The sequence below is a fragment of the Nostoc sp. DedQUE12b genome (assembly GCF_034530835.1).
Lineage (GTDB): Bacteria > Cyanobacteriota > Cyanobacteriia > Cyanobacteriales > Nostocaceae > Nostoc.
The window spans coordinates 20,444-32,773 of sequence record NZ_JAVRCI010000076.1; the positions used below are offsets into that span (position 1 = coordinate 20,444).

The window sequence follows — 12,330 nt, forward strand, 5'->3', positions numbered from 1 at the left end:
AATAGGAACAATCAATGTAAACAGGAAAAAATTAACCTTGGAGGGAAAAGAGAACTATGGTGGCGCTAACCGGTTATCAAATACATGAACTAATTTATTCGGGATCTAAAACCCTAGTGCATCGTGGTATTAGAGAATCAGATCAAAAGCCGGTAGTAATTAAACTGTTGCGGCGCGAGTATCCCACATTTTATGAACTCGTGCGATTCCGCAATCAGTACACCATTGCGAAAAATCTAGATATTGATGGCATTATCAAAACTTATAGTCTAGAGAACTATCAAAACAGCTATGCCTTAGTTATGGAAGATTTGGGTGGCATTTCTCTCCAAGCAGAGATGGCCAAGTGGGAAGATAAGGGGATGGGGAGAACTGCTGATGGATTGCAGACATTTTTTCACATTGCTTTGCAAATTGTCTCAATTCTTGATGGATTGTATCACAATCGGGTGATTCACAAAGACATCAAACCCGCCAATATTTTGATTAACCCCACCACAAAAGATATAAGACTGATCGATTTTAGTCTCGCCTCCTTACTTTCCAGAGAAACGCAAACTCTGACTAATCCAAATATTCTAGAAGGGACATTAGCATACCTTTCTCCCGAACAAACCGGACGAATGAACCGGGGAATTGACTACCGCAGCGACTTTTATTCCTTGGGTGTCACCTTTTTTGAACTCCTCACTGGAGAGTTACCTTTCAAATCTGATGAACCGATGGAGTTGGTGTATTGTCATTTGGCAAAGCTTCCTCCACAGGTACATAGTCTCAATCCTGAGATTCCGCCAATTCTGTCTGAAATTATCAGCAAACTGATGGCGAAAAATGCCGAGGATAGGTATCAGAGTGCATTGGGGTTGAAGTATGACTTAGAAATTTGCTGGCGTCAGTGGCGAGAAACTGGCAGGATTGATGTCTTTGAGTTAGGAGTGCGAGATATTTGCGATCGCTTCATCATCCCAGAAAAGCTCTATGGTCGGCAAGCAGAAGTAGAAAGCTTACTCGCAGCATTTGATAGAGTAGCTCACCCCCCTGAATCCCCCCTTAGCAAGGGGGGACTAAGGGGGGTAGAAATGATTTTAGTAGCAGGTTTCTCTGGTATTGGTAAAACTGCCGTTGTTAACGAAGTCCATAAACCCATTGTGCGACAACGGGGTTATTTTATCAAAGGGAAATATGACCAATTCCAACGCAACATTCCCTTGGGAGCTTTTGTACAAGCATTTCGAGATTTAATGGGGCAATTACTTAGTGAAAGCGATGCTCAACTTGAACAATGGAAAGCCGCAATTTTAACAGCTTTGGGTGAAAATGCTCAGGTAATTATCGAAGTTATTCCCGAACTAGAAAAAATTATTGGGCAACAACCGCCAGCCTCTGAACTTCCAGGGACTGCTGGACAAAATCGTTTCAATTTACTGTTTCATAAATTTATCCAAGTTTTCACAACCAAGGAGCATCCTTTAGTGATGTTTCTTGATGATTTACAATGGGCCGATTCAGCATCTTTAAAGTTGATACAATTGCTGATGAATGAAGCTGAAATTCACTATATGTTAGTGATTGGTGCTTATCGGGATAATGAAGTTTATCCAGGGCATCCGTTAATATTGACATTAGAAGAGATTAATAAATCTAGAGATTGTCTTAATACTATTACATTAGCAAATCTTAATCGCACAGATGTAAATCATCTAATTAATGATACTCTTAAATGTGACTTAGCAATTACCCAAACTCTCACAGATTTAATATATCAGAAAACTCAAGGGAACCCATTATTCACTAATCAATTTCTCAAATCTTTGCACGAAGAGAAGTTAATTAACTATAACTTTGATATGGGTCATTGGCAATGTGATATTGCTCAGGTTAGAGCATTAGCATTTACTGATGATTTGGTAGAGTTTATGGTACTTCAGTTGCAGAAGTTACCAGAAGCAACTCAAAAAGTTTTGCAGCTTGCAGCTTCTATTGATAATCAGTTTGACTTAGCAACTCTCGCAATTGTCCATGAAAAATCTCTATCAGAGACAGCAGCAGACCTATGGAAAGCTTTGCAAGAAGGTTTGGTCATCCCCACAACTGAAGTTTACAAGTTTTATCAACAGGAGTCAGGAGAATCTTTAATTGCTTCTGATTCTTGGATGTTAGATTCTGGCTCCTGTTCCTATAAGTTTTTGCACGATCGCGTTCAACAAGCTGCTTATTCTCTAATTCCCGAAGACCAAAAACAGACAGTACACCTCAAAATTGGACGATTAATTTTGAAGAATATTTCCCTTGAACAGCGCGAAGAATATCTCTTTAAATTAGTCAATCAGTTAAATTTGGGAGTTGAACTAGTTACTCAGTCAGAAGAACGAGAAGAACTGGCAAAATTAAATCTAACTGCAAGTCATAAAGCGAAGATTTCGACTGCTTATGAAGCTGCTATAGAATACACAAATTTTGGTATTAGGTTACTCACAGAAGATTGTTGGCAATATCAGTATGATTTGGCTTTGGCACTGTACTCGACATCTGCCGAGTTAGCCCATCTGAATGGTAATTTTGAACAAATGGAGCAATTAGTACAAGTAATATTAGAAAATGGCAAAACACTGAGCGATCAAGTCAAAGCCTACGAAACACAAATTTTATCTCAGGTAGCACAAAATAGAATGTGGGAGGCGATAAAAACGGGACTCCAAGTTCTCAAATTATTGGACATAGAACTACCAGAACAGCCAAAACCAGAAGATATTTCTCGTGGACTACAGGAAACACAATTAGCTTTAGAGGGTAAATCTATTGAAGACTTACTAGAGTTAAAAATAATGACGGAGCCAGATAAGTTAGCAGCTATGAATATATTGACAAATATAGCTGCTGCTGCTTATTTAGTTATCCCAGAACTCTATCCCCTAATATTGTTCAAACAGGTTATTTTATCCCTCAAGTATGGAAATACTGCTAATTCTCTCTATGGATATTCATGTTATGGACTGATTCTGTATACTTTTCTGGGAGATGTTGAATCTGGTTATCAATTCGGTCAACTGACTCTCAGATTATTAGATAAACTGAATGCTAAAGAATTCATAGCTAAGACTTATGCAGTTGTTTATGGCTCTTTGAATTCTTGGAAAAATCACGTTAGAGAACTTTTACATCCTATCCAATTAGGCTATTCTACCGGACTCGAAACAGGAGATTTAGAATTTGCTGGTTACTGTGCATTTATTTATTGCTTGAATTCATATTTGGCTGGTAAAGAATTATCTTGTGTACTACAAATAATAGCGAATTATAGTCAAGCACTTGCACAACTTCATCAAGAACCATCGTTACTTAGAAATGAACTGTATCGGCAGGTAGTGCTTAACTTACTCTCAAAAAATGAAAATCCTTGCCGTTTAATCGGTGACGCTTACAATGAAGAAATCATGTTACCACTTCATTACCAAAGTCATGACAAAAGCATGATTTGTTCATTGTATTTTAATAAATTAATTCTTTGCTATTTATTTGGTGAGTATAATAATGCAATTGAAAATGCTGAAATAGCACTGAATTATTTAGATAGTCTGATTGGCAGTATTATTGTTCCTCTATTTCATTTTTATGATTCTCTGAGCCAATTAGCCGTGTATTATAGTGCTTCTGAAGATGAGCAAGCATTTATTTTAAAACGGGTTACAACCAATCAGGAAAAAATGCAGAATTGGGCGCATCATGCGCCGATGAATCATTTACATAAGTTTCACCTAGTAGAGGCTGAACGCTATCGCATTCTTGGCGAATATATCCAAGCAATGGAAATGTACGATCGCGCCATTCAAGGAGCAAAAGAAAACGAATATATCCAAGAAGAAGCTCTCGCTCAGGAACTCGCCGCCAAATTTTATTTAGGATGGGGTAAAGAACAAATTGCCCAAACATATCTGACAAACGCTTACTACTGCTATGTTCGTTGGGGCGCAAAAGCCAAAGTTTATGACTTAGAAAAACGTTATCCTCAATTACTCGCACCGATTCTCCAATGGGAAACAATTCGCGTCAATCCCACAGAAATAGCATCTACCCTCCATAATCAAATGCCTCTGTCTACTTTTAATGCTGGTATGACAATTTCATCCACTAGTACCAGCATTTCCGAAGCTTTAGATTTAGCAAGTGTTCTCAAAGCCTCTCAAGCACTATCTAGCGAAATTCATTTAGAGAAGTTGTTGTCAACATTAATGCAAGTGGTGATGGAGAATACCGGAGCTAAAAAATCTGTTTTAATTTTACTCAAGGATAATATTTGGGCGATCGAAGCAATCGCAACATTCCAAAAAGAGCCAACTATTCTGCAATCTATTCCCATTGAGTTTAGCCAAGCTATCCCTCTAACCGCAATTAACTATGTCAAACGCACTTTAGAAACATTGGTAGTTGATGATGCGACTGTGAAAAATTCCTTCACCTCTGACTCCTACATTATCCGACAACAACCCAAGAGTTTACTGTGTACTCCTATTCTCCATCAAGGGAAGTTAATCGGCATCCTTTACTTAGAAAATAATCTCATTGCTGGAGTATTCACCCATGATAGACTCCAAGTAATAAATCTATTGTGTTCACAAGCTGCCATTTCCTTAGAAAATGCTTCTCTTTATCAGCGATCGCAAGAGAATGCCCAACAATTAGAACACTCACTTACAGATTTAAAACAAATGCAACTACAACTGGTGCAAAACGAGAAAATGTCAGCATTAGGTAATTTAGTTGCAGGTGTAGCCCACGAAATCAACAATCCTGTAGGCTTTATTGCAGGTAATATCCAACCTGCTGTTGATTTGGTTGAAGATTTGTTTCACCTCATCGAGCTTTATCAAGAAAAGTTTCCAAATCCGGGTGTAGAAATTGAAGAAGAAATTGCAGCAATTGACCTAGAATATATCCGAGAAGATTTGCCAAAAATGATTTCTTCGATGAAATTAGGAATAGATCGAATTCGGAGTATTAGCAATAGTTTGCGAACTTTTTCCAGAGCAGATACAGAAAACAAAGTTGCTTTTAATATTCATGATGGTATCGACAGTGCAGTTTTGATTCTGAAGCATCGCTTAAAAGCATCAGAATTACATCCAGAAATTAAAGTTGTGAAAAAATACGGGGATATATCTTTAGTCAAATGTTTTCCTGGTCAACTGAATCAAGTATTTATGAATTTATTGGCAAATGCCATTGATGCTCTAGAGGAGTCCAATATTGGACATAATTTTCACGATATTAATAATAAAATTGAGATTAAAACTTGTTTTAGTGAAGACAAACATCATGTTTTAATTTACATTCAAGATAATGGGATGGGAATGTCTGATGAAGTCAAACAAAAGATTTTTGACCATTTATTTACAACTAAATCTGTCGGTAAAGGTACAGGATTAGGATTAGCGATCGCTCGGCAAATTATTGTAGAAAAACATGGCGGTACTCTAGATGTTAATTCCGTACAGGGAGAGGGTACAGAATTTGTGATTCAAATTCCAATTTAAAATTATCCCTCTTGGCGCGGGTAGCCAAAGCTAAGATGGCTACCAATGAGTGTATAGAAGTCATTTGGCGCGTGTGCAGCACCCCCTGCACAACCCGGAACCTTGCATTTATCGCTAACAGTTTGGGCGACTTTAGAAAGCTCACTAGTGTGTAGTGTCATGTCCCATCCTTCGCCACCATAGCTTGTGGTTTTTTCAATATTATGCAAAACGATCGCTTCCAGCTGCCAACCATTGATTTTACACTCGCCCAAACGATAAATTTTAGACAATGCTGGATCTGATAAAGCTAAACGTAACTCTTTTTCTATTTGCGTGAAGTCAGGCTTTTCCGGCTGCATCTGCAAGTAAGCAAGCAATTCTGCGGCTGATGTGCCAGTTCTAAAAAACACCAATGCGTAACCGTCTCCCCCAGAAACGATTCTCCAATCAACTAAGGTGAGTTCTGGTGACTGCGCCAGCGCCACAATCAATGAAGTGTCAGTTTGGTTATCTGTGCCAGTTATCCCACCATAACCAGACTCAATGCCAAAATTGCGATCGCAAACACCAATGATTTGCCAGACATAGTGTGCAACAGTAACTATAGGTTCATCTCTTTGTATACCCGACATAACTTCAGCATAGTTGCTCTGGTCAACATACAAATCGTAAGAACCTGGAGTATTGGAGTTTCCACATGGTGCATTGATTAATTTGCCAACAAAATTACAGTGTTCAAAACCAGACAATGGATGCTGGCGCACTAAAGCAGCAAGGCATTCAGCATCAGACGGAGCAAAAGTGGCACTGAAGTAGTAATGAGGGCCTTGTCTGCACTCTTGGATTTCCCAGAACCAATCTTGAAATTTACTCACTATATAAAGATAAATACAACGACATAACGACCAAGATAACTGGTGGCAGATAATATTGAATACCCAGGATATAACTTCTAGGCGATCGGGTGCAGTGATTTGTTAGCTAGCATTGGGTTCATCAGGATCTTCATCAACATGAATCGGCTGGCAGATTATACTTGCGATGCTGTTCTTGGGTAAACTCATCAAAAAATCGGACTAAATATACAGACTCACCCAAAGAAACGCTCATAATTGTCATGACTACCGATCCAAAACCATGTCACTGTATCTCCTTCCAAAACTCCAAGTGCCCGATAGCCTCGCGTTACCCTCACTGACCAAATCCCCTCCAGACTGTTGATACACTTGAAATGTAAAGACGGGTGAAATGGATTCTCTGCCCACAGCCAATATGCTTTCCTGGCACTTTGCCTAATTTCGCTGCTCAACTGTCGATACTCAGACCAAAAGGAAGGAAGTACTGCTGACTTCATAGCTGGTCGTAGTTCATTGCAGTAGCTTGTCCCTCTGCAATTTCTTGTTTGGCTTGTTTAGCAGCAGTAATAAGTTTTGATTGTGTTCTCTGAAACGATTCATTCCATCTGATTTCATCTTGCAGATCGTCAATGTACTCTCGCAGATGCTCTGCAATCCGATCTTGTACTTCAACGGGTAAAGACTCCATCATTTTGATCACGGTGGTAATTGCTGCTGACGACATAGTGAATTGCTCTCATGCAACGCTTCGCTCTTAAAGCTAACACCGATCGCCTCTCTCTATTCATTTTGGAGTTTCCTGAGCATTTTTAATTTCTTGCTGGCTGTTAGACTGTAGCGCTTCACGGGTTAACAAAAACTGTTCGCCTAAATCTGTAACATGAAAATATTTAGTCAAATCTATTGAGTTTTTACCATAATTACTCGCTTGAACCACATCACTGATATAACCAGAGTTCGTCTTAATTAATTTAAAATCTCGTAACCGTCTTAACTCATCACCTACATTGTTTGATACATAAAAGTCATAACTCGTCTTTGCTTTAGAATGCTTATAAAGCTGATCGATCTTCTCATAATCCTTTTTAGCAAGCAAAAAACCAAACATAAAAGCTTGTGTTTGTTCTAAATTTTTCTGCTGTTTTCCTAGTTGTTCTAGCTGTTGGGCTTGAAGCTCATCGATTTGTTTTTTCTGTTCATTGACCTCTTGTTTTAATTCTTTAAACTTAGCTGTAAACCCGCCATCTTTAGAAATTCCAAAATCCTCTAGTCGATTGAGCAAACCAGAGTTGAACAATAAAACAATGGCAATGAGTATAAGATCGGGAGCTTCTATCTTTCTTGGTTGTTTTCCTTGTTCGATAAATATTGGGCTAACTAGGCTAAATATCAGATAACATACTGCCGCTACTGAAACAATTTCAATCCACCAATTTCTGCGATTTTTATCTTCTTTTTTGCTAGAATCGCTTACTGGTGGTTGTTGGTTTATTTTATTCTGATTGTTTTCTTCATTCATAAATAGTCAAGTTTGATTTAATTAGCTTTTACTCAGGACTACAAAATATCCATCACAAAAGTCTATGCTGAGATGATAATCCTCAAGTAGTACCCTTCCAATGAGCGGACGACGTATCCATCCCCAGTACTGCGACTTTGCGCTTTATACCGTTCCACACAAGAGTTGCCAAATACACATTAACTGCAACATTATAATTATCAGCAAGATTTGCGTCGAGATGATTTTGGGTTGATTCCCCAGATACCATACTTGCGGTGAGAGATTCATCTTGAATTAAGGGAGTGATAAGGGGCAAACTCCCACCAATCCCCAATGAATTGGGAAGCCTACACTTTCCTTACGGGTAAGTGTAGGTAGTTCACCATATTTAACCTTGATTAAGTAATTGTATTTTGACTGGAATTTCAAGTTACAAAATAGAAAATGGTGTTGGGTACTGGAATTTTATGAATTTACCATTACGGACATTGGGAGTTGCGCCAAATGCGTGGACAGTGAATGATGCGATCGCAGATATCACTCGTCCTCAAAAGACCCCACAACCCGTTATCTTATCAACAGAAACTAAAACCCTGCGCCTAGACTTGGCAAAGACTGCTATCCTCGTCATTGATATGCAAAACGACTTCTGTCACCCTGATGGCTGGTTAGCGCATATCGGTGTAGACGTAACTCCAACGCGTCAGCCTATTGAACCTTTGAACAACTTACTTCCAGAACTGCGTGAGGTTGGTGTTCCAGTCATTTGGGTAAATTGGGGGAATCGTCCCGACTTGCTCAATATTAGTGCTAATTCGCGCCACGTCTATAATCCCACAGGGGAAGGTGTGGGATTGGGCGATCCACTACCAAGCAATGGTGCTAGAGTACTTATGGCAGGTAGTTGGGCTGCGGCAGTAGTAGACGAGCTAGAACAGATACCCGAAGATATTCGTGTGGATAAATACCGCATGAGTGGGTTTTGGGATACACCTTTAGATAGTATCTTGCGGAATTTGGGAAGGACAACATTATTTTTTGCTGGTGTTAATGCCGATCAATGTGTGCTAACTACCTTATGTGATGCCAACTTCTTAGGATATGACTGCGTATTGGTTAAAGACTGCACCGCGACAACTTCTCCTGAATTTTGTTGGCTGGCGACATTATATAATGTTAAACAATGCTTTGGTTTTGTCACTGACTCGCAAGGAATTTTAACAGCGCTGCAAAATGGTGAGGAGTGATAAGAGACGCGATTAATCGCGTCTGTACAAGAGTGAGGAGTTAATATTCAGGACTCGGATTTTAGAAATTTTCATACCCATCGATAACTTCAGAGGGGATAAATAAATGTACGCTACTCGTTGTGTAATTCCGGTTATCAAATCTAGCAAAGATTACCAAGTATATCGCATCAGTCCCGACGCCTCGAATCGATTAGCAATTATCTTCGATTCGACAAATGCTAATACTTCTTTGACTTGCTGCATAGAAATTTTTGATGTTGGTGGGCAAACACCCCCAAATCGCCATCAGTGGGCGGTGGAAATGTTTTTCGTCCTCAAAGGGGAAGCGATCGCTATATGTGATGGCAAGAGTGCCACGATCAAAGCTGGAGATAGTTTATTAGTACCTCCCACTGGAACTCATTTGATTAAAAATACTGGTTCTACTCGCTTGTACACGTTGACTGTGATGATTCCCAATGAAGACTTTTCGGAATTGATTCGCAGTGGGATTCCGGCGGAGTTAGATGAAGAAGATATGGCAGTAATAGGGAGATTTGATGGTTTGATGCCTTGTTAAAATAATTCGTAATTCGTAATTCGTAATTCGTAATTCGTAATTATTCCTCGTTCATCGTTCCCATCTGAAATATGGGAACGAGAGAATATTATGAATTACCAATGATTTGTTTAACAACGCCAACAAAGCGTTCCATGTCGGCTTGGGTAATGGCTCCCATTGTCGAGACTCGAAAGATTGATTGAGCTAAATTTCCCTGTCCAGAATAAATTATATAATCTCGTACTTTCAGTTGGTCGTGAAATTCTTCATAGCTGAAACCGTTTGGCAAGTAATAGGCGTTCAAGACAACGGATGAACTGCCAAGAGGAAGTAAGGGTTTAATTCCGATTGAGGCTAACCCGTCTCTGACTAAGGTAGCAAGTTGGTTGTAATGGCTGTGTCTAGCACGCCAACCTCCTGCTTCTGTCATTTCTTGCAAAGCTTCTGTTAAGGCATAAAATGTCTGTACTGATTGCGTAAAAGGTGTGCCGCCTCGTTCTTGCTGCTGGCAATAGGTTCCTAAATCTAAATATAAGGTGCGGGGAATTGCATCTACTGATGGCAGTGCATCCCGTTGCAGGATGACAAAGGACACTCCGGGAACACCATGCAGACATTTATTCGCTGTCGCAGCGCAAGCGGTGATTCCCCAATCTGCAAAATTTAATTCCTCAGCACCAAAGCTGCTGACTGCATCTACTAATAGTTTGATGCGGCGTTCTTGGCAAATTGGGGCTAGTTCCGCCAAATTATTTAAGCGACCGGTAGTAGTTTCGTGATGGACTACAGCAAGGTGGGTGATGTCGGTGTTTTCATCCAGGAGTTTGACTAAAGCGTTGATATCTATTTCGGCATCCCAAGGATGGGAAAGTGTGATGTAATCAATGCTGTGGATTTTGGCGATTTTGGAAAGTCGTTCGCCATATACACCGTTTTCAATGACTAGTAATTTTCCGTTTGTGGGTACTAAACTACTAATCATTGCTTCCATCGCGGCGGTTCCAGAACCAGTGAGGAGAACTGGTGCCCAGCCGCTTCCAAGACCATAAACTTGAAGTAGCTGTTCGCGGATTCTGGTTTGAAGTTGGGAAAATTCCACCTCACGGTGACACAAATCAGGACGCAACAGCGCATTTCTGACGCGATCGCTCAAATTGACGGGGCCGGGATTTAGTAAAATCATTTTGTCATTTGTCATTTGTCATTGGTTCATTGGTCATTAATAAATAAAGAGTTTGTACTTTGAATTTATTAATTACGAATTACTAATTACGAATTACGAATTACCAATGTGTTTCATGAAGCGTTCCAAAACTGCTTCCGGGGTGAGGTTGGGTCTGGGTAGCTTTTCTAAAGTTCCGGGACGGATTTTTAAATGAGCGAATTTAGGTCTAGTATTAGCATCTGCGGTAAATAAAGCATCTAAAAGGGCGGGGTCATCTCCGGCTAATGTCACGCCGTAACCGCACGCTTCCGCAATCTTGGCAAAGGATATACCCGCAGAAACGGTGGCTTGTGCGCCTGTGGAATCGTGAACTTCATTATCTAAAAGAATATGGGTCAAGTTAGCACCGCCATAAGTGCCGATGGTAGCAAAATTACCCATTCGCATTAATGCTGCCCCATCGCCATCAATTACTACTACCTTGAGGTCTGGACGTGCTAATGATAATCCCAATCCCATTGAGGAAGCGCAGCCCATTGACCCGACCATATAAAGATGATTGGCGCTGTCTTTACTAGCAAAGAGTTCGCGTCCCGTGTATCCGGTGGTGGCAATTACTACAGTGTTTTCTGGATCGGTAAGTTCCACAATCCGAGCTAATGCTTCGCTGCGAGAAATGCGTTGTTCTTTGCGATCGCGAAAAAAGCTTTGCTGAATATGAGCGCTATTACTATTTTCTCGTTCGGGGATAGAAGAACGAGTGAGAGCATGAGGGGCGTTGGCGTAGCCCATCGAAGATATCGTTCCTTTACGCATAATTAAAGCATAAGGACAGCGTTCTTGTTGCATATAGGCTGTGGCTCTTTGCAGAACGGGTTCTATTTGTGCTGCATCTGTGGGAAAAAATTCCCAAGGTATAGTCATTGTTTGCAGCAATTTCTCTGTGATTTGCCCCATTAATTGATGTTGCGGTTCATCTTGCAACACGCGATCGCCTCGCAAGGTACAAATCAGCAGCAGTGGAATCCGAAAGATATAAGTGAGGGAGGTTAGCGGGTTAACAGCATTTCCCAAACCAGAGTTTTGCATCATCACTACTGCGGGTTTACCAGCAATTGCGGCTCCAGCTGCGATCGCTACTGCATCTCCCTCATTGGCTGCGGAGATATATTTAAGTTGAACGTCATTGATGACGTAGTTAATAAAAGGCGTGAGAAAAGAACAGGGTACACCGGTGTACCACCCAAAGCCAAGATTACGCGCAGCTTCTACAAATTCTTCTGCCTGGATCATATTAATAGATGGAGGGTGGAAAGTAAGGACTAGCGAGTGAGGAAGCGGAATTGGGGACTGGAGAGTTGATAGGAAAGATTATTACTTCGACCTCAGAACTCAAAACTTTAACCTCCGAACTCGGAACTTCAGCTTCAGAACTCGGAACTTCAGCTTCAGAACTCGGAACTTCAGCCTCAGAACTCGGAACTTCAGCCTCAGAACTCGGAA

The 12,330-nt window shown here is 40.4% G+C and carries 10 protein-coding genes; 3 read left to right on the forward strand and 7 right to left on the reverse strand.

All coding sequences use genetic code 11. From position 1 onward, the window contains the following. The first annotated feature begins 56 nt into the window (after window positions 1-56). Window positions 57-5,531, forward strand: coding sequence for an AAA family ATPase (locus tag RMY16_RS26690; protein WP_322738892.1), 5,475 nt, complete (start codon window positions 57-59; stop codon window positions 5,529-5,531). A 2-nt stretch (window positions 5,532-5,533) separates the two neighbouring features. On the opposite strand, the gene RMY16_RS26695 is transcribed toward RMY16_RS26690, so the two are convergent. The 4 genes from RMY16_RS26695 to RMY16_RS26710 all read right to left on the reverse strand — a co-directional run bounded on the left by RMY16_RS26695 (window position 5,534) and on the right by RMY16_RS26710 (window position 7,889). Beyond that, window positions 5,534-6,388 (reverse strand): hypothetical protein, encoded by an 855-nt coding sequence (locus RMY16_RS26695; protein ID WP_322738893.1) that lies wholly within the window; start codon window positions 6,386-6,388, stop codon window positions 5,534-5,536. Between the two features lie 215 nt (window positions 6,389-6,603). Then, a complete protein-coding gene (locus RMY16_RS26700) occupies window positions 6,604-6,867 on the reverse strand; it encodes a hypothetical protein (RefSeq protein ID WP_322738894.1) in 264 nt (87 codons plus the stop codon). Continuing rightward, window positions 6,864-7,094, reverse strand: coding sequence for a hypothetical protein (locus RMY16_RS26705; protein ID WP_322738895.1), 231 nt, complete (start codon window positions 7,092-7,094; stop codon window positions 6,864-6,866). The genes RMY16_RS26700 and RMY16_RS26705 overlap by 4 nt, the downstream gene beginning before the upstream one ends. A gap of 60 nt (window positions 7,095-7,154) precedes the next feature. After that, entirely contained in the window at window positions 7,155-7,889 is a 735-nt protein-coding gene (locus tag RMY16_RS26710) for a hypothetical protein (RefSeq protein ID WP_322738896.1), read from the reverse strand. 449 nt (window positions 7,890-8,338) lie between these two features. Between RMY16_RS26710 and RMY16_RS26715 the strand changes: the two genes are divergently transcribed. Both RMY16_RS26715 and RMY16_RS26720 read left to right on the forward strand, forming a co-directional pair. Continuing rightward, entirely contained in the window at window positions 8,339-9,118 is a 780-nt protein-coding gene (locus RMY16_RS26715; protein ID WP_322738897.1) for a cysteine hydrolase family protein, read from the forward strand. A gap of 106 nt (window positions 9,119-9,224) precedes the next feature. Continuing rightward, window positions 9,225-9,680 (forward strand): cupin domain-containing protein, encoded by a 456-nt coding sequence (locus RMY16_RS26720; protein ID WP_322665447.1) that lies wholly within the window; start codon window positions 9,225-9,227, stop codon window positions 9,678-9,680. Window positions 9,681-9,768: 88 nt separating this feature from the next. Here the strand turns inward: RMY16_RS26720 and RMY16_RS26725 are convergent, their stop codons facing one another. The 3 genes from RMY16_RS26725 to RMY16_RS26735 all read right to left on the reverse strand — a co-directional run. Next, window positions 9,769-10,860, reverse strand: coding sequence for a 2-aminoethylphosphonate aminotransferase (locus RMY16_RS26725; RefSeq protein WP_322738898.1), 1,092 nt, complete (start codon window positions 10,858-10,860; stop codon window positions 9,769-9,771). Window positions 10,861-10,938: 78 nt separating this feature from the next. Beyond that, window positions 10,939-12,120, reverse strand: a complete 1,182-nt coding sequence (aepY, locus tag RMY16_RS26730; protein ID WP_322738899.1) for a phosphonopyruvate decarboxylase — start codon at window positions 12,118-12,120, stop codon at window positions 10,939-10,941. A 1-nt stretch (window position 12,121) separates the two neighbouring features. Then, window positions 12,122-12,330 (reverse strand): hypothetical protein (locus RMY16_RS26735; RefSeq protein WP_322738900.1); only part of this gene is annotated, 209 nt, incomplete at its 5' end.